Below are 22,516 nucleotides of genomic sequence, written 5' to 3'. Positions count from 1 at the left end.
GCACTCGAAAAAAGAACGCGGCCCAGCCGGCCGCGAAAAGTGAAAACTCAAATCCGTTCGAGCAATGCCTGCGCCTTGTCCAGCGCCATCCGGGCCCGCTCAAGGGCACTGACGCCCTGTTCCATCAACTGGCGCGTGGGGATTTCCAGGCTCAAGGGAATGTTCGCCGGCAACGTCCGCAGCAGGCCCGGCAGGTCGCTGTCGCCATCACCAGGGAAGCGCCGCTCGTTGCGCGCCTGACGGAGGATTTCGTCCATGTCATCGGGACGCGGCCCCGCCACGTCGCAGAGCTGCGTGTAGCGCAGGCGATCAGGCGCGACCCTGGCCAGGTCCTCCAGGCGCGAGGCCGAACGGTTGAAGTGGAAGGCATCCACCAGCACAGCGCCGTTGGCCCGCCCAGCCGCTTCCACGATCCGTGCGGCCTGCGTCAGGTCACACGCGTCGGTCCAGGGCATGAACTCCAGGCTCGGGTGAATGCCATAGCGGCCGGCCAGGTCGCAGAACGCCGCGAAATTGTCGGTCAGGCGCGCTTCGTCGCCATCGTTTCCAGCCACCAGGACTTCCGTGGCACCGAACTCGGCCCCGGCGGCGAGAATGGACTCGAAATCGTTCACTCGGGTCTCCGACTTGAGCCGCAGGATCTCGATGTCCAGCACCTTCACACCGGTATCGCGCAGGCGGTCGAGGGTCTGCCGGCGCAGCGCGGCGTCAGCCACCAGCGGAAAGTGGCATTCCTCGGGCGTGGCGGGCACCAGGCGCAGGCCGACATGGCTGTAGCCGGCACGTGCGGCCACTTCCACCATGTCCGGTGGCGAGAGTTCGAGGACGGTCAGGGCAGCGAGGGAGAAAACGCGGTCGGTCATGATCTTCTCGGAATCCAGTTCCACAATTGGACTGGCGATATTTAGAACGTAGTTCCAATTTATCGCAAGAAGAGAATTCAACCGACTGACTAAATCAAGGTTCGCGAAAAATCTGTAGGGGCGATTTCAATCGCCAAGCAGCCCGAAGGGCTGCCCTGCACACCCAAATGGGGCAGCTGCGCCGCCCTTGGCGAATGAATTCGCCCCTACAGGACCCCGGCGCCGAAGGATGGGCTTCAGCCGTTACGTGGCTAACGCGTTGACATGGAAGCTCCCACAGGCGGGAGCCCTGTTCAGACGAAGAACTCCGACGCCTGGCTCGCCGCCGACAGCTCTTCCACGGCCGCCAGCAACTGCGGCGCCACTTCGTGCATGCGCGCTTCCGGCAGGCGCGCGGTAGGGCCGGCTACGCTGAGCACGCCAATGGCCTTGCCGGTGCGTGGGTCGCGCACCACGGCCGCCAGGGCCGACATGCCCACCGACGAACTCTCGACCACCCAGGCGTAGCCGTGTTCGCGGGCCAGGCGCAGACGCTCCAGCAGCTCGATGTTCGAGCGCGGCGCGTTGGGGCCGAAGTCCGCGCGGTCCGCCACGCCCTGGCGTTCCACCAGGGCCAGCGCTTCGGCATCGCTCAGGCTGGCCAGCCAGGCATGGCCGGAGGCGGTGTAGAACAGCGGTGCGACACGCCCCATGTCCGGGTCGTAGCGCAGGCCGGAGCGAGCGCCCTGGGATTTGACGATCCAGGTCAGGCTGTCGTCCTCGATCACCCCCAGGCGCACCAGTTCGCCGGTTTCCAGCGCCAGGCGATCGAGGATCGGCTGGACGATATCCGCGCCGCTGCTGGCCAGATAACGGAATGCCATGGCCACCAGGCGCGTGGACAGCTGGTAACGGCTGTTCTCCTGGTTCTGGCGCACGTAACCCAGGCGGATCAGCTCCGCCAGCATGCGATGGGTAGCGCTCTTGGGAATCATCAGCTCATCGGCCAGGGACTGCAGCGGCAGGCCGCGCGGATCATGAGTGAGGCGTTCGAGCAGGTTGAAGGCGCGTTCGATCTGGCTACCGGCCATTTGGGCAATGGGTCCTTGGAAAGGTGGACCGATTCTAGAAGACAAGATACCAGTCACGAAACCTGGAACTGCAACAAGAGGTTCTACCAAACCGACGCATAAATGTACGAAATGGTTAGTTTTCGTTCGATTATCGAACGGAAGTGCTTTTGACGAATTGAACGCCGGGCCGCTGAAACCCACTATCGGTTCCAGGCGCGAAGCATTGCCGCACCAGCCTGCGACCCCAGCAACGCTTCGCCTTTTACCGACATAAATACAATAAAGGTCCACAACGATGCTCCAGCCCCGCACTCCCCTTGCCTCATCGCCCACCTCCGGGCCGATCTTCGATTGCGCGTCGCCCTTCGCCTCCATCGCCCTGGTCCAGTTGGCCGGCGGCGAGTCCCTGGGCGACCGGCTGCAGCGCTGTCTTGCGCGCCTGATCGAGCGCTGCAAAGCCCGCTGACGCACCCGCAAATCCAACCCTGACCTGTATTCGCGCAACCGCCGCGAAGGGGCATTTGCGCACCCTCGAACAACAATCACAGAGGCAAGAACGAGCATGAACTTCACCAGCCGCCGCCAGGCCCAATCCTTTGCACCCTGCATCCTCGCTGCCGCCGTCTCCCTGGCTACCCTGCCCGTCCAGGCTGCCGATGAGGCCGGTTTCGTCGAAGACGCCACGGCGACCCTGAACCTGCGCAACTTCTACATGAACCGCAACTTCGTCGGTGACTCCGCCACCCAGGGCAAGGCCGAGGAATGGACCCAGAGCTTCATCCTCGACGCCAAATCCGGCTTCACCGAAGGGACGGTGGGCTTCGGTGCTGACATGCTCGGCCTGCTTTCGGTCAAGCTCGATGGCGGCAAGGGCACCAGGGGCACCCAGTTGCTGCCGGTGCATGACGACGGCCGCCCCGCTGACGATTTCGGCCGCCTGGCCGTGGCCGGCAAGATGCGCGTGTCGAAGACCGAGCTGAAAGCCGGCGAGTGGATGCCGGTACTGCCGATCCTGCGCTCCGACGACGGTCGCTCGCTGCCGCAGACGTTCCAGGGCGCCCAGGTGACCTCCAAGGAGATCGACGGCCTGACCCTCTACGGCGGACAGTTCCGTGGCAACAGCCCGCGTAACGACGCGAGCATGGAAGACATGTCCATGAACGGCAAAGCGGCCTTCACCTCCGACCGCTTCAACTTCGTCGGTGGCGAATACAGCTTCAACGACAACCGCACCCTGGTGGGCCTGTGGAATGCCGAGCTGAAAGACATCTATCAGCAGCAGTTCGTCCAGCTGGTGCACAGCCAGCCCATCGGCGACTGGACCCTGGGGGCCACGCTCGGTTACTTCACCGGCAAGGAAGACGGCTCGGCCCTGGCCGGCGACCTGGACAACCGCACCTGGTCCGGCCTGTTCTCGGCCAAGTACGGCAGCAATACCTTCTATGTGGGACTGCAGAAGGTCAGCGGCGACGATGCCTGGATGCGCGTCAACGGCACCAGCGGCGGCACCCTGGCCAACGACAGCTACAACTCCAGCTACGACAACGCCAAGGAGAAATCCTGGCAACTTCGCCACGACTACAACTTCGCCGCCGTCGGTATTCCCGGCCTGACCCTGATGAACCGCTACATCAGCGGCGACAACGTCCATGTGGGCGCTGTGACCGATGGCGAGGAATGGGGCCGTGAAACCGAACTGGCCTATGTGGTGCAGTCCGGCTCGTTCAAGGCCTTGAGCGTCAAGTGGCGCAACTCCAGCCTGCGCCGCGACTGGGGCAGCAACACCAGCTTCGACGAGAACCGACTGATTATCAGCTATCCGCTCTCGCTCCTCTGATCCTTTGGTCAACGTGTTTTGACTACCTCAGCCCGCCTCATCAGGCTGTGTGAAAACTACTGCGCTCGATGATGCTGCGTTGAAAACAGCCTCAGAATGCTCATTTACAGCTCGTAAACTGTGCTTCTTCGGCTGTTTTCGCCTTGCCTGATCTTCGCTCGTGACGTTTTCACACGGCCTGTCATGGCGGGCTTTTTTATGCTTGCCTGAATGCCCACGTCGGCCCATCAAAGCCCTATTCCGTTCGCTGACCGGCCACTTCCTCATGGCCCTCCTTGGTCATGCCCATCACCGAACATAGAATACGGAACACAGTTCCAGTATTTTAGGATTCCACCCCATGCCTGCCGCAATCCCCACTCCACACCGCCTCGAATGCGATCTGCTGGTCATCGGCTCGGGCGCCGCCGGCCTCGCCGCCGCTGTTACCGCCGCGCACCACGGGCAGAAGGTGATCCTCGTGGAAAAGGAAGCCGTGTTCGGTGGCGCCACCGCCTGGTCCGGTGGCTGGATGTGGGTGCCACGCAACCCGCTGGCGCGGCGTGCCGGCATCGAAGAAGACATCGAACAACCCCGTACCTACCTGCGCAATGAACTGGGCGAACACTTCCGCCCGGAACTGGTGGACGCCTTCCTCGAAGCCTGCCCGGACATGGTGGGCTTTTTCGAACAGCACACATCACTGCAGTTCGTCGACGGCAATGGCATCCCCGATATGCACGGCGACACCCCCGGCGCCGCCACCGGTGGCCACCAGGTGATCGCCGCCCCCTATGACGCCCGCGAAGTCGGCGACCTGCTGCCGCGTCTGCGCAAGACCATGCGCGAAACCTCGTTCATGGGAATGCCGATCATGGCGGGCGCCGACCTCGCGGCGTTCCTCGGCATGACCCGCTCCCTGCGCGCCTTCGCCTACGTCACCAGGCGCTTTACCACCCACCTCTATCACCTGGCCCGCTATGGCCGTGCCATGCACCTGGTTAACGGCGTGGCCCTGGTGGGGCGTCTGGCCAAGTCCGCCAACGACCTCGGCGTGACGCTGGTGGCGTCTGCCCCCGCAAAGCGGCTGCTGATCGAAGACGGCGAAGTCCGTGGCGCGGTGGTGGTACGCGACGGCGCCGAGCTAGGCATCCGCGCCAGGGCCGTTGTGCTGGCCGCCGGCGGCTTCCCCAATGACCCGGCACGACGCAAGGCGATGTTCCCACGCGATGCCAGCGGCCACGACAACCTCGCCCTGCCACCGCTGTCCTGCTCCGGCGACGGACTGCGCCTGGGCGAATCCGCTGGCGGCACGGTAGCCGACGACCTGCGCTCTGCGGTGGCCTGGGCCCCCGTATCGAAGGTGCCCTACCCCAACGGCACTTTCGGCCACTTCCCGCACATCATCGATCGCGGCAAACCCGGCCTTATCGGCGTGCTGAAGAACGGCAGGCGCTTCGTCAACGAAGCCGGCGGCTACTACGACTATGTGGATGCCATGAACAAGGCCATTCCGGAGGGCGAAGAAAGCTGCTCCTGGCTGATCTGCGACCATCGATTCCAGCGTCGCTATGGCCTGGGCTTTGCCCGCCCCGCTCCCCTGCCGCTCTGGCCGCACCTGCGCAACGGCTACTTGAAGCGCGGCAACACCCTGGCCGAATTGGCGGAGGCCTGCGGCATCGACCCGGCCGGCCTGACCACCACAGTCGAAGCGTTCAACCACCATGCTCGACGTGGCGAGGACCCGGAGTTCGGCCGCGGCAGCACCGCCTTCAACCGCCGCAACGGGGACGCGACGCACCCGGGCCCCAACCCCTGCGTGGCGCCCATCGAACACGGCCCCTTCTATGCCGTGAAGGTTCAGCCTGGCTGCTTCGGCACCTTCGCCGGCCTGCGCACCGATGGCCAGGCGCGCGTGCTGGATGCAAACGGCCAGCCGATTCCCGGGCTCTATGCGGCAGGCACCGACATGGCCAGCGTGCTGGGCGGCCACTACCCTTCCGGCGGGATCAACCTGGGCCCGGCCATGACCTTTGGCTACATCGCTGGCCGCCATGCGGCCGGTATCGCTTCCCAATCCTGAGGGAGCGATATCAAGCGCTGAGCAGGCCGAAGGTCTGCCATGGCGTTTTCCGGGGCAACTGCCGTTGCCCTTGGGGGATGACTTCGCCCACAAAGGCAGCCATCCAATAAAAAACGCCGCCCGGATGCGTGGTCCGGGCGGCGTTCTGCTTCTGCGGAGATCAGCCTTGCAGCGATTCCACACCCAGCTCATCCCACACGGCTTCGGCCAGGTGGAAGGTGGCGTTGGCCGCCGGGATTCCACAATAGATGGCGCTCTGCATGATCACTTCCTTGATCTCGTCGCGGCTCACGCCATTGTTCTTCGCGGCGCGCAGGTGCAGCTTGAGCTCGCCCTCGCGGTTCATGCCGATGAGCATGGCGATGGTGATCAGGCTGCGGGTATGGCGCGGCAGGCCCGGGCGGGTCCAGATGTCACCCCAGGCGTGGCGGGTGATCATTTCCTGGAATTCTTCGTTGAATGGCGTGAGGTTCTGCAGGCTGCGGTCCACGTGGGCGTCGCCCAGCACCGCGCGGCGTACCTTCATGCCGGCTTCGTAGCGCTCTTTTTCGTCCATCGATACGTCCTCGAATGTGGACCGTAGGAGCGAGCTCTGCTCGCGAAAAGCGCGTTCGCGAGCAGAGCTCGCTCCTACATGTGAGATATGCGTCAGGCCGTGAGGAAATCCAGCACACGCTGGCTGAACGCGTCGCCCGCCTGCACGTTGGACAGGTGCGCCGCGTGGAACTCCACCAGCTCGGCACCGGCAATGCGCTCCTGCATGAAGCGGCCGTGTTCGGTGGTGGTCACCGGGTCGCCGCTGCCGCAGACGATCAGGGTCGGCGAACTGATGCTGCCAAGCTGCTCACGGTAGTCGGCATCACGCACGGCGGCGCAGTTGGCGGCGTAACCCTCGGGCGAGGTCTGCGCCAGCATGCCGACGATGGGTTCGACCTTGGCCGGCTCGGCCTCGGCGAAATCCGCAGTGAACCAGCGGGAAATGGAGGCATCGCGCAGGTCGCGCATGGCCTGCGCGCCACCAGACAGCACGGTGTCGATGCGCGGGTTCCAGACCTCGGGGCTGCCGATCTTGGCGGCGGTGTTGCACAGCACCAGGCGCTCGATGCGCTCGGGGGCGTTGATGGCCAGCCACTGGCCGATCAGGCCACCCATGGACAACCCGCAGAAGCGGGCCTTCTGGATATCCAACGCATCCAGCAGGGCCAGCACATCACGGCCGAGCTGCTCGATGCTGTAGGGGCCTTCGCTGACCAGGGACTGGCCATGGCCACGGGTGTCGTAGCGCAGCACCTGGAAGTGCTGGGTGAACGCCGGGATCTGCACGTCCCACATGTGCAGGTCGGTGCCCAGGGAGTTGGACAGCACCAGCACCGGCGCACCGGCCGGGCCTTCGAGGAGGTAATTCAGGTCGCCATCGGCGAGACGTACGGCAGGCATGCAAATCTCCTAGCGCGAAAAATTCTTGTGATCGGTAACGGCGCGATCGACCCAGCGACGCGCCTGTCCGAGGTAATGGGCCGGATCAAGCAGGCGGTCCAGCTCGGCGGCGGAAAGCTGTGCACTGACCTCGGCATTGGCGCCGAGTACTGCACGCAGGTGGGCGCCCTCCTTCACCGCCTGGCGGCAGCACTGCTCCACCAGGTGATGGGCGGCGTCGCGGCCGATGCGCTGGGCGAGCGCGATGCTCACCGCTTCGGCCAGCACCAGGCCCTGGGTCAGGTCGAGGTTCTCGCGCATGCGCGCGGCGTCAACTTCCAGACCGGGCACCACCAGCAGCGCTTGCTGCAGGGCCCCCGACACCAGGCAGCAGAGTTCGGGGAGGGTTTCCCATTCGGCATGCCACAGGCCGAGGCTGCGCTCGTGTTCCTGGGGCATGGCGGAGAACATGGTGGACACCAGGCCCGGCGCGCGGGTAGCGGCGCCGATCAGCACGGCGGCGCTCACCGGATTGCGTTTGTGCGGCATGGTGGACGACCCGCCCTTGCCCGGAGCGGAAGGCTCGAAGACTTCACCGGCTTCGGTCTGCATCAGCAGGCTGAGGTCACGGCCAAGCTTCCCCAGGCTGCCGGCGATCAGGCCCAGCAGGCTGGCGAATTCCACCAGGCGATCCCGCTGGGTGTGCCAGGGCTGGTCAGGCAGATCGAGCCCCAACTCGCGGGCCAGAGCCGCGGCCACTGGCCAGGCCTGATCGCCCAGTGCAGCCAGGCTGCCGGACGCGCCGCCAAACTGCAGGCAGAACAGGCGTGGCTTGAGTTCCGCCAGACGCTGCCGGTGACGGGTGACCGCGCCCAGAACCCCGGCCAGCTTCATGCCGAGGGTGACAGGGGTGGCCTGTTGCAGCCAGGTGCGGCCGGCCAGCGGTGTATCGGCAAAACGCTCGGCCTGCACCGCCAGGGCCTGGGCCAGGCCGGCGAGGTCCCGCTCCAGCAGCTCGGCGGCGGTACGCAGTTGCAGCACCAGGCCGCTGTCCATGGCGTCCTGGCTGGTAGCGCCCAGGTGCACATAGCGTTCGGCTTCAGCGCTCTGCGCGGCTACGCGCTTGCCCAAGGCTTTCACCAGCGGAATGGCGGAGTTGCCGGCCGTGGTGATGGCCTGGGCAAGGGCGGTGTAATCGTAGAGTTTGGCGTTGCAGGCGGCCTCGATGGGGGCCACTACGCCCCGCGGGATCAGGCCTACGCTCGCTTCGGCGCGAGCCAGTGCGGACTCGAAGTCCAGCATGCCCTGCACACGGCCCTGGTCGGAGAACACCGCACGCATGGCGGGCTGGGTGAAATAGGCGTCGAAGAGTTGGTTGCTCGGGCTGTTCAAGCCGGTGCTCCGAAAATCGGGATGGTGTTTCGTTTTATAGCAGCCGGCCGCGTGGAGCCAGCTTTTGCGCGGAGCGGCCGGTGCGCACGGCGCACCCTACATTAGGGTGTGCCGTGCGCACCAAGACACGTCAGACGCGCTCGATAGCCAGGGCCAAGCCTTGGCCCACACCCACGCACATGGTTGCCAGACCGAGCTTGCCGCCGGATTTCTCCAGTTGGTGCAATGCGGTCTGGACCAGGCGCGCGCCGCTGGCACCCAGCGGGTGGCCGAGGGCGATGGCGCCGCCGTTGGGGTTGACCTTGTCGCTGTCGTCGGCGATGCCGAGTTCACGCATCACGGCCAGGCCCTGGGCGGCAAAGGCTTCGTTCAGCTCGATCACGTCGAAGTCGCCGATGGCCAGGTTCAGGCGTTCCATCAACTTGCGTACCGCCGGCACCGGGCCGATGCCCATGACGCGCGGAGCGACGCCAGCGCTGGCCATGCCGAGCACCTTGGCGCGCGGCGTCAGGCCATGCTTCTTCACCGCCTCCGCGGATGCCAGGATCAGCGCCACGGCGCCATCGTTGACACCCGAGGCATTGCCGGCGGTGACGGTCTTGCCTTCACCGTTGACCGGCTTCAGCTTGGTCAGGGCTTCGAGGGTAGTGTCGGGACGCAGGTGCTCGTCCTGGTCGACGACCGTCTCGCTTTTTTTGCCCTTGATCACCACCGGGACGATTTCCTCGGCGAAGAAACCTTCAGCCTGGGCGCGACCGGCACGCTGCTGGCTGCGCACGGCGAACAGATCCTGGTCTTCGCGGGAGACCTGGTAGTCGTCGGCCACGTTGTCCGCAGTCTGCGGCATGGCATCGACGCCGTACTGGGCCTTCATCAGAGGGTTGATGAAGCGCCAGCCGATGGTGGTGTCTTCGATCTTCTGGGTGCGGCCGAACGCGCTGTCGGCCTTACCCATCACATAGGGGGCGCGGGACATGGACTCCACGCCACCGGCAATGGCCAGTTCCATCTCGCCCGAGGCGATAGCGCGGAAGGCCGTGCCCACCGCGTCCATGCCCGAGGCGCAGAGACGGTTCAGGGTCACGCCCGGCACGCTGTCCGGCAGGCCGGCCAGCAGCAGCGCCATGCGCGCCACATTGCGGTTGTCCTCACCGGCCTGGTTGGCGCAGCCGAGGAACACTTCGTCCAACTGCTCCCATTTGACCTGGGGATTGCGCTCAACCAGGGCCTTGATCGGGATGGCGGCCAGGTCATCGGCGCGAACCGGTGCCAGGGAGCCGCCGAAGCGGCCGATGGGCGTACGAATGGCGTCGCAGATGTAGACCTCGCGACTCATTCCTCACCCCCTTGCTGGCCGTGGGCGGCAGCGGTGCGCTCTTCGAGGGCACGCAGCGCGGTCAGTTCGGTTTCGTTCGGGGCAGCGGTTTCGGTCACGTTGGCGGCGAAGCGGATGGCCCAGCCGGTGTTCTCGATCACCTGCTCACGAGTCACACCCGGGTGCAGCGAGGTGACGATGAACTCGTTGGTGCCGGCTTCCGGCTCCATGATGCAGAGGTCGGTGATCAGCGCCACCGGACCTTTGCCGGGCAGCCCCAGCTGCTTGCGATGGTCGCCGCCTTCACCGTGGCCCACGGAGGTGATGAAGGCCAGCTTGTCGACGAAGGTGCGGTGGGACTGCTTGAGGATGATCAGCACTTCCTTGGCGGAACCGGCGATTTCCGGAGCACCGCCGGCGCCCGGCAGGCGCACTTTCGGGCTGTTGTAGTCGCCGATCACGGTGGTGTTGATGTTGCCGAAACGGTCCACCTGGGCGGCACCGAGGAAGCCGACGTCGATACGGCCACCTTGCAGCCAGTAGCGGAAGATTTCGCCGGTGGGTACCACGGTGTCAGCGGTTTCGGCCAGTTCGCCGTCACCGATGGACAGCGGCAGCACGCTCGGCTTGGCGCCGATGGGGCCGGATTCATAGATCAGCACCACGTCCGGGGACGAGGTCAGGCGCGCCAGGTTGGCGGCCTTGGACGGCAGGCCGATACCGACGAAGCAGACGGCGCCATTCTTCAGGCGGCGGGCAGCCGCCACGGTCATCATTTCATTGGTGCTGTATTGAGCGCTCATCACTTGGCCTCCGCAATCTTGGCTTGGAACTCGCTGAAATCCTTGGTGCCACGGATGTATTCATCGATCCAGGCAGTGAAGGTTTCGCGGTTGCGGGCAATCGGGTCCCAGGCCTGGTAGAAGCGGTTGTCGCGCTCGTAGTAGCCATGGGCGTAGGACGGATGGGCGCCACCAGGTACGTGGCAAACGGCGGTCAGGGCCCAGGTGGGCAGGACGCAGGCGTTCATCGGCGCGTTCAGGTCGTCGACGATCTCTTCCACGGTGACGATGCAGCGCTTGGCCGCCAGGGCCGCTTCCTTCTGCACGCCAAGGATGCCCCAGAGCAGCACGTTGCCCTTGCGGTCGGCCTTCTGGGCGTGGATCACGGTGACGTCCGGACGAACCGAAGGTACCGCCGCCAGTTGCTCGCCAGTGAACGGGCACTGGATGAACTTGATGTTCGGGTTGACCTTGGGCAGGTCGGAGCCGACGTAGGCACGCAGCACGGCGAACGGCAGGCCCGAGGCACCGGCCACATAGGAGTTGGCCAGGTCGGCGTGGCTGTGCTCGTCGATTTCCAGGGCGTTCGGCCACTGCTTCTCCACGGCGTCACGCAGGCGGTGCAACGAGCCCACGCCGGGGTTACCACCCCAGGAGAAGGTCAGCTTGCGGGCGCAGCCGGCGCCGATCAGCAGGTCATACACCAAGTCGGGAGTCATGCGCGCCAGGTGCAGGTTCTTCTTGCCCTGGCGAATGATTTCGTGGGACGCGGCAGTGGGAATCAGATGGGTGAAGCCTTCGAGGGCTACGGTGTCGCCATCGTTGATGAAGCGTTCGACCGCTTCGCGGAGGGAAAGGATTTCAGCCATGGTCGATCTCGTATTGTTATCCAGGGCGAATAGCGCGCCGGGTGAGGAAAAATTACTCCCCGGCCCCGCCCCGAACAATCCGATAATCGACTATCCGTGCGTTTATCGAACGGATGTGTGCCGTGCTACTGAATTGCTTTCACACACCCTATTGCCGTCTCAACCGTCATAGGCCTTCTTCAGGGTCGCGATGTCCAGCTTGCGCATCTGCATCATGGCCGCGAAGGCGCGCTGGGAGCCCGCCGACTGCGAGTCCTCGAGCATCTCCAGCATGGCGATGGGCACCACCTGCCAGGACAGCCCGAAGCGATCCTTGAGCCAGCCGCACTGCTGGGCGTTCGGATCGCCTCCGGCGGAGAGCTTGTCCCAGTAGTGGTCCAGCTCCTCCTGATCGTCGCAGTGGATCTGGAAGGACACTGCCTCGTTGAAGGTGAAAGCCGGCCCGCCATTGAGTGCGGTGAAGCGCTGGCCGTCCAGTTCGAAGTCCACGGTGAGTACCGATCCTGGCTCCCTGCCGTGAACGTCCCTGCCCGCATCACCATAGTGGCTGATAGCCGTGATTTTCGAATCTGGAAAGATGCCGACGTAGAAGTTAGCCGCAGCCTCCGCCTGGTCGTCGAACCATAGGCAAGGAACGATGGTGTGAATTCGTTTGCTCATGACGCACCTCCTGGGGGTTGGATGACGATAGCCAATCATCTCCTGGTCGTTTGGCGGGCCGACGGATCGACAGCGCGCCACTGTTCCCGGTAGCCCATGAGGAAATCCACAAAGGCACGCAGGCGCAACGGCACATGGCGGTTCTGCGGGTATAGCAGCGTGAAGGGCCGCGAGCGGCCGCCGTACTCCTGGAGCACCTCCATCAGGGAGCCTTCAGCCAGATCCCGCTCGACAATGAAACGGTAGGTCTGGAACAGCCCGGCGCCGTGCCTGGCCAAGGTCACACCGCCCATCACCACGTCGTCAGTGAGCACATAACTGCTCTCGGCGAAGATTTCCCGCTCACGCCCCTGGTCGAGAAACAGCCAGGAGATACGCCGACCGCTACTGGGCAACTCGAACTGGATGCACTCGTGGCGCTCCAGGTCGTCCAGGGTCTGTGGCGTGCCATGGCGTTTCAGGTAGTCGGGGGCGGCTATTACCACCAGGGCGGCGTCTTCCAGGTGGCGGGCGATCAGGGTGGAATCCGGCTGGGCGCGCACACGGATGGCCAGGTCGTAGCCCTCGGCGGCAAAGTCGATGTTGCGGTTGCTCAAATGCACTTCCACCTTCACCTGCGGAAAGCGCCGACGGAACTCCGGCAACAGCGGCAGCACCCGGTAATGGCCGTAGGTAGTGGGAATGCTGATGCGCAGGACACCGGTTGGCTCCTGCTGCTGGCCCATCACCGCGCGCTCGGCCTCCACCAGTTGCGCCAAGGCCTGGCGGCACTGCTCGTAGTAGCCGCGACCGCCCTCCGTGAGGCGGATGCTTCGGGTGGTACGAACGAACAAGCGCACGCCGAGGCGATCCTCCAGACGCGCAATGGAGCGGCTCACGGCGGCTGGCGTGACCCCGGCCACCAGGGCAGCAGCGGTGAAGCTGCCCTCCTCCGCCGCCAGGCAAAAAAGCTCGATGCTGCCGAGCAGGATGTCGTCGAACTGACGCTTCATGACTCATTACACCAAGTATCAACTGAAGTACCAAATAGCCAATTTATCTACCTTGGTCGCACAAATATAGTTCCCCCCAACAGAGAGGCGCCCTCTGAGAAAACTGAGCAACCCCACTTTCATCGAGGACTATCGTCATGCAAGACACCAACAGAACCGTAGTGATCACGGGCGCCTCCAGCGGCATTGGTCTCGGCCTGGCCAAGGCTTATCTGCAACACGGCTTCAACGTGGTCGGCTCGGCCCGCAGCGAAGAGCGCCTGGTGGCCGCGGCCGAACACCTGGGCAATCCGAAGAACTTCGTCGGCGTGGCTGGCGACATCGCCAGGCCGGAAACCGCCAAGCGCCTGTTCGAACGCGCCATTGAGCGATTCGGTCAGGTGGATGTGCTGGTGAACAACGCGGGGATCTTCGTGCCCAGTCCCTTCACCGAGTACAGCGAGGACGATCTGGAATCGATGCTCGCCACCAACCTGAAGGGCGTGGTCTATGCCTCCCAGGAAGCGGCCCGGCATATGATCCCGCGTCGTCAAGGGCATATCGTCACCATAACGGCCTCGGTGGGCATCCAGCCCAACCGTGATGTCCCGGCCTCGTTACCGACCCTGATCAAGGGCGGCCTGAACCAGTTCACCCGCGCGCTCGCGCTGGAACTGTCGCCCCATGACATCAAGGTCAACGCCGTGGCGCCCGGGATCATCGAAACGCCGATGCACGATCCGTCCATCCGCGACTTTCTCAATGGCCTGCAGCCAGTGGGCCATATCGGCCAGGTACAGGACATCGCCGACGCGGTGCTGTACCTCACCGATGCCAGCTTCACTACTGGCGTCGTGCTGCCGGTGGACGGCGGCATGAGCACCGGCACCTGGTAAGGAGGAGAACACCATGCCTTTCGTCAACGTACGCATCACCCGCGACGGCGTGACCCGCGAGCAGAAAGCCCAGGTCATCGCCGAAATCACCGAAACCCTGCAACGGGTCCTGGGCAAGCGCCCGGACCTGACGCACATCGTGATCGAGGAAGTCGACACCGATAACTGGGGTTATGCCGGGATGACCACTACCGAGTACCGCAAACAGCAGCCCGGCTGAACGCGAGAGTCCGCTGGGGCCCCAGGCCCCTTGCCCGAATGACCGAGAGGTCCTTCGGGCTTCTTTACTTATGAGCCCGTCCTGGAAGCTCCTATCTTGTGGGGAGCGTTGTACGCCGGCATCAGGATCAACCCTCCATCTCCTCCAGCAATACCCTCACCAATTCCGCCGCCGGCATCTCCCGTGCAAGCGGCGCACCCTGCCCGGCCCATTGCACGGCGAAGTCGTTGCAGCCCCTGGCACTGGCGGCCGCGTGCAGGGCCTTGGCGGCATCGTAGGTGTTGGGATAGCCCGGTAGCGCCGGGGCACTCGGTGTGTCGAGATCGGTCCAGAGGCGATTGACCATGCCGCGTGCCGGCCGGCCAGAAATGGCGGCGGTGATGCGCGTGTCGTGGGCGCGATCACTTTTCAGTGCAGCACGGTAAGCCGCGTTGGCCGCGGACTCCGGACACGCAACGAATGCGGTGCCCAGTTGCGCGCCTTGGGCACCGAGGGCCAGGGCAGCACGGATGCCCTGCCCGTCCATGATGCCGCCGGCGGCAATGACCGGCAGACGGCTCTGGCGGGCGATCAGGCGCACCAGGGCCAGGGTGCCGATGCCGGCGTCACCTTTCTCGGGTTCGAACACCCCACGATGACCGCCCGCCTCTATACCTTGCGCAACGATAGCGTCCACACCCGCCGCTTCGACACGCCGAGCCTCTTCCAGTGTGGTTGCGCTGGCCAGCAGACGGATGCCCGCAGCCTTCAGCGCATTGATCCAGTCCTGGGGAGGAAGGCCGAAGTGAAAGCTGACCACGGCCGGGCGCTCATCCAGGAGCATCTGCACCATCTGCGGATCGTCGAGGAAGCTCTTGTAGATCTCGCGGATGGTTGCCGGCGGCTCAGCGCCGAATTCAGCGAACAGCGGGCGCAGGTGTTCCAGCCAGGCCGCTTCGCGCCGTGGGTCCGCAACGGTCGGCTGGTGGCAGAACAGGTTGACGTTGATGGGGCGGCGGGTCAGGGCGCGGGTTTCCGCCAGCATGGCGCGAGCCTGGGCCGGGGTACTGGCGCCAATGCCGATAGAACCCAGGGCGCCGGCATTGGAAACGGCAGCGGCCAGCGCCGGCGTCGAGACGCCAACCATCGGGGCCTGGATGATGGGGTGCTCAAGGCCGAGCAATTGAATGATGGACATGACGCAGCGGCTCCAGACAGGTGAAAACCTGGCCAATCTATCTCAAATGGAGCCGTCACCGCCCAGGGACTGGAAGCGCAACCGGTATTCGAGGAAGAGTTGCTGCTGGTCTGGCGCCGGGGTTGGACATGCAATGCGCTGTCCAACCCACAAGCGCTTTCCCGCCTTGCGTCGGGATTCGCGTCACTCAGCTCACCCCTGGATCACGCCGGCACCGGTTCGCCGCTGTTGGCCCAGCCCTGGTGGCGTGGCAGGCCATCGTCCGGCAGGGTCAGGAGCGGGTGCTTGGAGCGCACGAAGACGTAACGGTCCGGCTTGCCGCCGGCGTCAGAGTCACGGTCCAGGGTCGGAATGTGCACCAGTTCGAAATCGGGGAAGCTGTCCACGTGCAGGTAAAGGTGGCAACCGCATTCAGAGCAGAAGTAGCGGTGGCAGGTGGACTTGGAGTGGTAGCACTTCAGCTTGTCGGCATTGGCGGTGACCTTGAAGGTGTTGCGATCCACTACGGCGATGATTGCCATGGCGCCGCCACAGATATCGGTGCAGTCGGTGCACAGGCAGTAATGCACTTCCGTCGGCCGGGCGGTGTACTCGTAGCGCACCGGGTTGTCGTCGCAGCGGCAGCCACCGACGGCCCTGAATGACTCGGTCATGTCTGTTCTCCCATCGAGGTTGAACCTGCAGCCAGCGCACACTGCGCCGGCATGCACCGGCGAGGGCCTGTTCGTGGGTATGGGAAGAACGCCGGGAGAGCGCCCCGGAGCGGGCCTGGGCCCGCGTGGGCACGGATCAGGTGGCTCACCGCTGCATTGATCAGATTAGTTCAGAGCCGGCCGTGCAGCGCCTTCTCGAAAATGCGGCTGTAGGCCTGGGCGTCGTATTGGACCGGATTCGTGCCGGCGGAAGGATCGACCTCGGCCATGCGTCCGACCTGTTCGATACGTGCATCATCGATGCCGATTTCTCCCAGGCTGTGAGGAATGTCCAGTTCGCTGCGCAGGTTCACCACCCAGTCGAGCACGCCGGCAAAGCCCGCCTTGGGCAATCCGAGGTAGCGCGCCAGGCGCGCCATGGGCCCTTCGATGTGGGCGCGGTTTGCCTGCAACACGTAGGGCATCAGCACCGCATTGAGCAAGCCATGGTGGGCGTCGTAGAGGGCGCCAAGGGGGTGGGCCAGCGCATGCATGGCACCCAGGCCGCGCTGGAACGCCGTGGCGCCCATGCTCGAGGCCACCAGCATCTGCAGCCGGGCCTCGACATCGGCGCCCTTGGCAGTGGCGCGCGGGAGGTAGTCCTTGACCAGGCGCATGCCCTCCAGGGCGATGCCCTCGGCCATCGGGTGATAGAGCGGCGAACAGTAGGCTTCCAGGCTGTGTGACAGGGCATCCATACCAGTGGCCGCAGTGATCTTCGGCGGCAGGCCAAGGGTCAGTTCTGGGTCGAGGATGACGATGGCCGGCAGCATTCGCGCGTGAAAGATGATGCGTTTGATATGCGCCTGGTCGTCGGTGATGACCGCTGCACGCCCGACTTCCGAGCCAGTACCGGCAGTGGTGGGCACCGCGACCACCGGCGCCATGCCGGCCACCTTTACCCGCGAGGCGTTATCGCCGATGTCTTCGAAATCCCAGAGAGGCCGGTCCTGCCCCACCATCAGGGCAATGGCCTTGCCGGCGTCCAGCGCCGAGCCGCCGCCGAAGGCGATCACGCCGTCGTGGCCACCGGCCTTGAACGCGGCCACGCCATCCACCACATTCGGCCCGGTGGGGTTGCCCTTGATCTGGTGAAAAAGCCCGGCCTTGAGTCCGGCGTCGCGGCATTGGCGAATAGCTGAATCGATCATCGGCAGCGCTGCCAGGCCAGGATCGGTCACCAGCAGCGGCGCCTGCATGCCCAACTCGCGGCAGGACGCGGCCAACTCGGCGATACGGCCCATGCCGACGCGCACCGAGGTTGGGTAGTTCCAGTTCATGCGGAAATGACTCGGTTCCATGGCGCACCTCACAGGCTGGTCTTGAAGTGGAAGGACTTGGGCCGGGTCAGATGTTCGTAGCCCACTCGCGACAGGGTGCAACCGCGCCCGGACTGCTTGACGCCGGTCCAGGCCAGGGCGGGGTCCAGGTAGTCGCAACGATTGAGAAAGACCGTGCCAGCCTCTACCCGATCGGCCAGTTCGAGGGCGCCAGCCTCGTCCTGGCTGAAGATCGCGGCGGTCAGGCCATAGAGGCTGTCGTTCATCAGTGCCAGCGCTTCCTCGTCGTCCCGCACCTTCTGGATACCCACCACCGGGCCAAAGGATTCCTCACTCATCACCCGCATGCCGTGATGCACCTGGGTCAGTACCTGCGGCGCCAGGTAGGCACTGCCGGACTTGTTCAACGGGAAGGCGGCCGGGTCCAGATGGGCCGTGGCGCCCTGCCCCACTGCTTCGCGTATCTGCGCACGAACGAACTCCGCCGCTTCGGCCCGCACCAGCGGCCCGAGGGTGGTTTGCGGATCGTCGGAGCGTCCCAGGTGGTAGTGCGCCACCAGGTCAACGGCCTGCTCGACGAAGGCGTCGTAGACATCGGCCTGCACGTAGATGCGCTCGATGCCACAGCAGGACTGACCCGAGTTGAAGAAGGCGCCGTCGATGGCGGTTTCCACCGCATGGGCGATGTTTGCATCGCCCCGTACATAGGCCGGGTCTTTGCCGCCCAGCTCCAACCCCGCGCTGATGAAGCGCCCGGCAGCAGCGCGCTCGACCATCGCACCACCCTCCACCGAGCCGGTAAACGCTACATGGCGGACCGGCTCGGCCTGGATCAGGCGCTCGGTATCGCCATGGGTCAGGTGCAGGTATTGCAGCACGCCCGGTGGCAGGCCGGCCTCGACGAAGGCCTCGACCATGCGTTCGGCACAGAGCGGAGTCTGCGCGGAGTGCTTGAGCAACACGCAATTGCCCGCCAGCAAGGCCGGCACCACGGCATTCACGGCAGTCAGGTAGGGGTAGTTCCAGGGGGCGATGACCAGCGCGAGCCCCAGGGGCTCGCGGCGAATCAACCGGGTGAAGCCGGGCTTGTCCGGCAGCTGGATATCGGCCAGTGCGGCTTCGGCGATATCGGCCATGTAGCTGGCGCGCTCGACGAAGCCACGAATCTCGCCCGGCGCATAGCGGATCGGGCGCCCCATCATCCAGCAGAGCTCTTCGGCCAACTGCGCCTCACGGGACGCGAAGGCGGTAATGGCGCGACGGGCGATGGCGACACGCTCAGCCACCGGCGCGCCTTTCCAGGCCATGCGCGCCGCCTCGGCCCGCTCCAGTGCCGTGGCGACCTCCGCCGTCGTCGCCCAGGGCCGCTCGACGTAGACCGAGCCATCGATGGGTGAGATCGTCTGCAACAGCTTGCTCATGGCACAGCTCCCTTGGTTGCCTGCCTCCTTAAGCCTAGCCAACGCCTCTACTTGCCGAGGGTTTCCTTGAACAGCGCCTGCATGTCGGCCCAGGAGTTCTCGTCCGCCACCTGGTTGTAGCCCAGCTCCGGCCCCTTCTCGCTGCCGTGACCGGCGTGGCTCAAGCGATCGGCGTCGGGGTTGGTGAAGCTGTGTTTCGCGTTGGGCTGGATCACTACGCGGTAATCGGCATCGGCCTTGTCGAACTCATCCTTCAGGGCATTGACCGCCGCCATGGGTACCAGGCTGTCCTTCTGCCCGTGCTCCACCAGCACCTTGGCCTTCACGCTACCGGGAGTGGCCGGAGTCGTGGTCGCCAACGGGCCGTGGAAGCTGACCACCGCAGCCAGGGGTACGCCCTGGCGAGCCATGTCGAGCACCACCTTGCCGCCGAAGCAGTAGCCGACGGCTGCGAGCTTGCTGGAATCGGTCTGGGGTTGCGCCTTGAGCAGGTCGAGGCCGGCGAGAAAGCGTGCCTTGGCTGCCGGAGCGCTGGCCAGGGCGGCTTTCATGAAGCCAACGGCATCGGCCGGGTGCTCGGTGTTCTTGCCTTCGCCGTACATGTCGATGGCCAATGTGCTGTAGCCGAGGGCGGCGAGATCGCGAGCGCGGCGCTTGGCGTAGTCATTGAGCCCCCACCATTCGTGAACCACGACCACGCCCGGGCGCTTGCCGGTAATGGCGTCGTCATAGGCGAAGTAGCCAATCAGGGACGTCCCGTCGGGGCCTTTGTAGGGCATCTCGGCGGTCTTGATTTCGGCCTGGGCAAGGCCGGCGCTGAGCAACAGCGCGAACAGCAAGGCGACTCTGGACACGGGGCTTCCCTCCAACAGGATGTGGCGAAGTACGGATGCAACCAGTGTCGCGGGTTTGCCGGATTTCGCCAGTTCCTGGTCGACGCCCTGCTCTGCGGGACTGCAGTCAGCTGACCGTAGGGTGCGCTGCGCGCACCGATTGCGGAGTCCGCCATGTGCGATGCCCAACCACCGGTGCGCACGGCGCACCCTACCCTCGGGAGTTGGCTCAGTCGCGGTCGAGCAGATGGAAGCGTGGCAACGAGAGCTTCCAGTGAATGGCCGCCAGGCGGATCAGCAGTACCACCAGCATGGCCGCCGCAGTGACCAGCCAGCCCGGCAGCGCGACTTCGCGCAGGCCGATGAACACCAGCGAGCCGGCGATGCAGGCGATGGCGTAAATCTCCTTCTGGAAGATCAGTGGCACCTCGTTGCAGATGATGTCGCGCATCACGCCACCGCCCACACCAGTGATCACCCCCATGATCACCGCAGTACCCGGCTGCAGGTCGTGCTGCAGGGCGAGCTCGGTGCCATAGACGGTGAACACGGCGAGACCGAAGGCGTCCGCCAGCAACAGGCCAGTTTCGTTGATCGGCCGGGTCAGGCGCACCCAGATCACAGTGCCCACGGCGGCCAGGGAAGCTACCAGGATGTAGGTGTCGTCGCGAATCCAGCTTACCGGGTGGTTGCCAAGGATGACGTCACGCAGGGTGCCGCCCCCCAGGGCGGTGATGATGGCGATCACCAGCACGCCGAACAGGTCCATGGATTTGCGTCCCGCCATCAGGGCGCCGGTGATGGCGAAGACCGCCACGCCAAACAGATCGGAAACGTAGAAGAGCTGCTCCATTCAGGTTCAGGCGCCTACAGGGGTACGCAGGGTGACGAACTCTTCAGCGGCGGTGGGGTGCACGCCGATGGTCTCGTCGAAGATGCGCTTGGTAGCCCCGGCCTTGAGCGCAACCGCCAGGCCCTGGACGATCTCGCCGGCTTCCGGGCCGACCATGTGGCAGCCCAGGACGCGATCGGTCTCGGCGTCCACGACCAGCTTCATCAGGGTGCGCTCCTGGTTCTCGGTCAGGGTGAGCTTCATGGGCCGGAAGCGGCTCTCGAAGAGCGTCACCTTGTGCCCCTTGGCGCGTGCCTGCTGCTCGGTCAGGCCGACGGTTCCGATGTTGGGCAGGCTGAACACGGCGGTAGGAATGTGATCGTAGTCCACCGGACGGTATTCCTCCGGCTTGAACAGTCGGCGGGCCACGGCCATGCCTTCGGCAAGGGCCACCGGGGTGAGCTGCACGCGGCCGATCACATCGCCCAGGGCAAGGATGGAGGGCTCGGTAGTCTGGAACTGCTCGTCCACCTTGATGAAACCGCGTTCATTCAGCTCAACTCGGGTGTTCTCCAGGCCGAGGTTGTCGAGCATCGGGCGGCGACCAGTGGCGTAGAAGACGCAGTCGGCTTCCAGGTGACGACCATCCTTGAGGGTGGCCAGGAGACTGCCGTCAGCCTGCTTCTCGATGCGAGCGATGTTGGAATTGAACTGCAGGTTCAGGCCTTTCTTGCCCAGCTCATCGCGCAGGTGATTGCGCACCGCATCGTCGAAGCCGCGCAGGAACAATTCACCGCGATACAGCAAGGACGTCTGTGCACCCAAGCCGTGGAAAATGGAGGCGAACTCGACGGCGATATAACCGCCGCCCACTACCAGCACGCGCTTGGGCAATTGTTCGAGGAAGAAGGCCTCGTTGGAGCTGATGGCCAGCTCGCGGCCGGGAATATCGGGAATCTGCGGCCAGCTACCGGTGGCGATGAGGATGTTCCTGGCGGTGCAACGCTGGCCGCCGACTTCGACGGTGTGCGGGTCCAGCAGTTTCGCGTGGCCTTCCAGCAGGGTGACGCCGCTGTTGACCAGCAGGTTGCGGTAGATGCCATTGAGGCGGTGGATTTCGCGGTTCTTGTTGGCGATCAGGGTCGGCCAGTCGAATCCGGCTTCGTCGAGGCTCCAGCCAAATCCCCTGGCCTGCTCGAAGTCCTCGGCGAAGTGGGCGCCGTAGACCAGAAGCTTCTTCGGCACGCAGCCTACGTTGACGCAGGTGCCGCCGAGGTAGCGGCTCTCGGCGATGGCCACGCGGGCCCCGAAGCCGGCCGCGAAGCGCGCCGCACGGACACCGCCGGAACCGGCACCGATGACGAAAAGGTCGAAGTCGTAAGCCATGGCAACTCTCCAGAAACAAGCCGCCAGCATACCGGAAGATCTGTCTCTGGCCAGTTGCCGGGCCTATTCTTGAGGCATTGAGAAGGAGATTCCCCCATGCGCCCCACCCTCACCCATGTGGCCTTGCATGTGCCGGATGTGGAGCCCTGCATCCGCTTCTATATGGACTTCTGCGGCATGCGCGTGATCCATGAGCGGGCCGGCAAGGGCTCGAAGATCGTCTGGATGGCCGAACCCGGCAAGGAGCACCAGTTCATCTTCGTCATCATGCCCGGCGGCCAGGACCGCCAGCTCGCCACCGACGACTACAGCCACTTCGGCTTCGCCGTGGACAGCCGCGAACGGGTCGACGCCATCGCCGCCCAGGCGGAAGCAGCCGGCTGCCTGGTCTGGCCGCCACGGGACGAACCCTACCCGGTGGGCTACTACTGCGGCCTGCGCGACCCGGCCGGCAACTATGTGGAGTTCAGCTACGGCCAGCCGCTGGGACCGGGTTCGGAGGCGCTGCCGATTCCCTGACGCCGCGGCCAATCACCCTTGTGGGAGCGAATTCATTCGCG

The 22,516-nt window shown here is 64.9% G+C and carries 23 protein-coding genes; 6 read left to right on the top strand and 17 right to left on the bottom strand.

Annotated features, from left to right (window positions below; translation table 11 throughout):
• Positions 1-47: 47 nt before the first annotated feature.
• Together THL1_RS12640 and THL1_RS12635 are read right to left on the bottom strand one after the other, a co-directional pair.
• Positions 48-863 carry a sugar phosphate isomerase/epimerase family protein gene (locus THL1_RS12640; protein WP_069086501.1) on the bottom strand — a complete coding sequence of 272 codons (816 nt, stop codon included), beginning with the start codon at positions 861-863 and terminating at the stop codon, positions 48-50.
• Between the two features lie 293 nt (positions 864-1,156).
• Positions 1,157-1,933 (bottom strand): IclR family transcriptional regulator, encoded by a 777-nt coding sequence (locus THL1_RS12635; RefSeq protein ID WP_069083592.1) that lies wholly within the window; start codon positions 1,931-1,933, stop codon positions 1,157-1,159.
• Positions 1,934-2,210: 277 nt separating this feature from the next.
• Between THL1_RS12635 and THL1_RS30100 the strand changes: the two genes are divergently transcribed.
• From THL1_RS30100 to THL1_RS12625, 3 genes are all read left to right on the top strand, one after another.
• On the top strand, positions 2,211-2,381 hold the full coding sequence (locus THL1_RS30100; RefSeq protein WP_161490967.1) for a hypothetical protein: 171 nt from the start codon (positions 2,211-2,213) through the stop codon (positions 2,379-2,381).
• 96 nt (positions 2,382-2,477) lie between these two features.
• The gene (locus THL1_RS12630) at positions 2,478-3,752 is read left to right on the top strand and encodes an OprD family porin (protein ID WP_069083591.1); all 1,275 of its coding nucleotides are present in this window, start codon (positions 2,478-2,480) and stop codon (positions 3,750-3,752) included.
• Positions 3,753-4,092: 340 nt separating this feature from the next.
• The gene (locus THL1_RS12625; RefSeq protein WP_069083590.1) at positions 4,093-5,814 is read left to right on the top strand and encodes an FAD-dependent oxidoreductase; all 1,722 of its coding nucleotides are present in this window, start codon (positions 4,093-4,095) and stop codon (positions 5,812-5,814) included.
• Between the two features lie 160 nt (positions 5,815-5,974).
• Here the strand turns inward: THL1_RS12625 and pcaC are convergent, their stop codons facing one another.
• From pcaC to THL1_RS12585, 8 genes are all read right to left on the bottom strand, one after another.
• Entirely contained in the window at positions 5,975-6,370 is a 396-nt protein-coding gene (gene pcaC / locus THL1_RS12620; RefSeq protein WP_069083589.1) for a 4-carboxymuconolactone decarboxylase, read from the bottom strand.
• A gap of 92 nt (positions 6,371-6,462) precedes the next feature.
• Entirely contained in the window at positions 6,463-7,251 is a 789-nt protein-coding gene (gene pcaD, locus THL1_RS12615) for a 3-oxoadipate enol-lactonase (protein ID WP_069083588.1), read from the bottom strand.
• A gap of 9 nt (positions 7,252-7,260) precedes the next feature.
• Positions 7,261-8,622, bottom strand: coding sequence for a 3-carboxy-cis,cis-muconate cycloisomerase (locus THL1_RS12610; protein ID WP_083245872.1), 1,362 nt, complete (start codon positions 8,620-8,622; stop codon positions 7,261-7,263).
• A gap of 130 nt (positions 8,623-8,752) precedes the next feature.
• Positions 8,753-9,958 carry a 3-oxoadipyl-CoA thiolase gene (pcaF, locus tag THL1_RS12605; protein WP_069083587.1) on the bottom strand — a complete coding sequence of 402 codons (1,206 nt, stop codon included), beginning with the start codon at positions 9,956-9,958 and terminating at the stop codon, positions 8,753-8,755.
• A complete protein-coding gene (locus THL1_RS12600) occupies positions 9,955-10,740 on the bottom strand; it encodes a CoA-transferase subunit beta (RefSeq protein WP_069083586.1) in 786 nt (261 codons plus the stop codon). Before THL1_RS12600 ends, pcaF begins: the two co-directional genes overlap by 4 nt.
• Positions 10,740-11,588 carry a CoA transferase subunit A gene (locus THL1_RS12595; RefSeq protein ID WP_069083585.1) on the bottom strand — a complete coding sequence of 283 codons (849 nt, stop codon included), beginning with the start codon at positions 11,586-11,588 and terminating at the stop codon, positions 10,740-10,742. The genes THL1_RS12600 and THL1_RS12595 overlap by 1 nt, the downstream gene beginning before the upstream one ends.
• A 159-nt stretch (positions 11,589-11,747) precedes the next feature.
• Positions 11,748-12,248 (bottom strand): VOC family protein, encoded by a 501-nt coding sequence (locus THL1_RS12590; RefSeq protein WP_069083584.1) that lies wholly within the window; start codon positions 12,246-12,248, stop codon positions 11,748-11,750.
• 35 nt (positions 12,249-12,283) lie between these two features.
• Positions 12,284-13,240: a LysR family transcriptional regulator gene (locus tag THL1_RS12585; RefSeq protein WP_069083583.1), complete on the bottom strand. Its 957-nt coding sequence runs from the start codon at positions 13,238-13,240 to the stop codon at positions 12,284-12,286.
• Positions 13,241-13,377: 137 nt separating this feature from the next.
• Between THL1_RS12585 and THL1_RS12580 the strand changes: the two genes are divergently transcribed.
• Both THL1_RS12580 and THL1_RS12575 read left to right on the top strand, forming a co-directional pair.
• The gene (locus THL1_RS12580; RefSeq protein ID WP_069083582.1) at positions 13,378-14,115 is read left to right on the top strand and encodes an SDR family NAD(P)-dependent oxidoreductase; all 738 of its coding nucleotides are present in this window, start codon (positions 13,378-13,380) and stop codon (positions 14,113-14,115) included.
• 13 nt (positions 14,116-14,128) lie between these two features.
• Positions 14,129-14,335, top strand: coding sequence for a tautomerase family protein (locus THL1_RS12575; RefSeq protein ID WP_069083581.1), 207 nt, complete (start codon positions 14,129-14,131; stop codon positions 14,333-14,335).
• A 127-nt stretch (positions 14,336-14,462) separates the two neighbouring features.
• On the opposite strand, the gene THL1_RS12570 is transcribed toward THL1_RS12575, so the two are convergent.
• The 7 genes from THL1_RS12570 to gorA form a co-directional block, all read right to left on the bottom strand.
• Positions 14,463-15,512: an NAD(P)H-dependent flavin oxidoreductase gene (locus THL1_RS12570; protein ID WP_069083580.1), complete on the bottom strand. Its 1,050-nt coding sequence runs from the start codon at positions 15,510-15,512 to the stop codon at positions 14,463-14,465.
• A 203-nt stretch (positions 15,513-15,715) separates the two neighbouring features.
• Positions 15,716-16,165 (bottom strand): GFA family protein, encoded by a 450-nt coding sequence (locus THL1_RS12565; protein WP_069083579.1) that lies wholly within the window; start codon positions 16,163-16,165, stop codon positions 15,716-15,718.
• Positions 16,166-16,335: 170 nt separating this feature from the next.
• Positions 16,336-17,505, bottom strand: a complete 1,170-nt coding sequence (locus tag THL1_RS12560) for an iron-containing alcohol dehydrogenase (RefSeq protein WP_069083578.1) — start codon at positions 17,503-17,505, stop codon at positions 16,336-16,338.
• Positions 17,506-17,513: 8 nt separating this feature from the next.
• Entirely contained in the window at positions 17,514-18,905 is a 1,392-nt protein-coding gene (locus THL1_RS12555) for an aldehyde dehydrogenase family protein (protein ID WP_069083577.1), read from the bottom strand.
• 47 nt (positions 18,906-18,952) lie between these two features.
• On the bottom strand, positions 18,953-19,759 hold the full coding sequence (locus tag THL1_RS12550) for a dienelactone hydrolase family protein (protein ID WP_069083576.1): 807 nt from the start codon (positions 19,757-19,759) through the stop codon (positions 18,953-18,955).
• Between the two features lie 208 nt (positions 19,760-19,967).
• Positions 19,968-20,591 carry a trimeric intracellular cation channel family protein gene (locus THL1_RS12545; RefSeq protein ID WP_069083575.1) on the bottom strand — a complete coding sequence of 208 codons (624 nt, stop codon included), beginning with the start codon at positions 20,589-20,591 and terminating at the stop codon, positions 19,968-19,970.
• Between the two features lie 6 nt (positions 20,592-20,597).
• The gene (gene gorA, locus THL1_RS12540) at positions 20,598-21,956 is read right to left on the bottom strand and encodes a glutathione-disulfide reductase (protein ID WP_069083574.1); all 1,359 of its coding nucleotides are present in this window, start codon (positions 21,954-21,956) and stop codon (positions 20,598-20,600) included.
• Positions 21,957-22,052: 96 nt separating this feature from the next.
• Here gorA and THL1_RS12535 point away from each other — a divergent pair, with 96 nt between their 5' ends.
• Positions 22,053-22,475, top strand: coding sequence for a VOC family protein (locus THL1_RS12535; RefSeq protein WP_069083573.1), 423 nt, complete (start codon positions 22,053-22,055; stop codon positions 22,473-22,475).
• Positions 22,476-22,516: the final 41 nt, after the last annotated feature.

The organism is Pseudomonas sp. TCU-HL1 (assembly GCF_001708505.1).
In the GTDB taxonomy this organism is placed as follows: domain Bacteria; phylum Pseudomonadota; class Gammaproteobacteria; order Pseudomonadales; family Pseudomonadaceae; genus Metapseudomonas.
The sequence above is the reverse complement of the archived record's forward strand: the minus strand, read 5'-3'. Positions and strand labels throughout refer to the sequence as shown.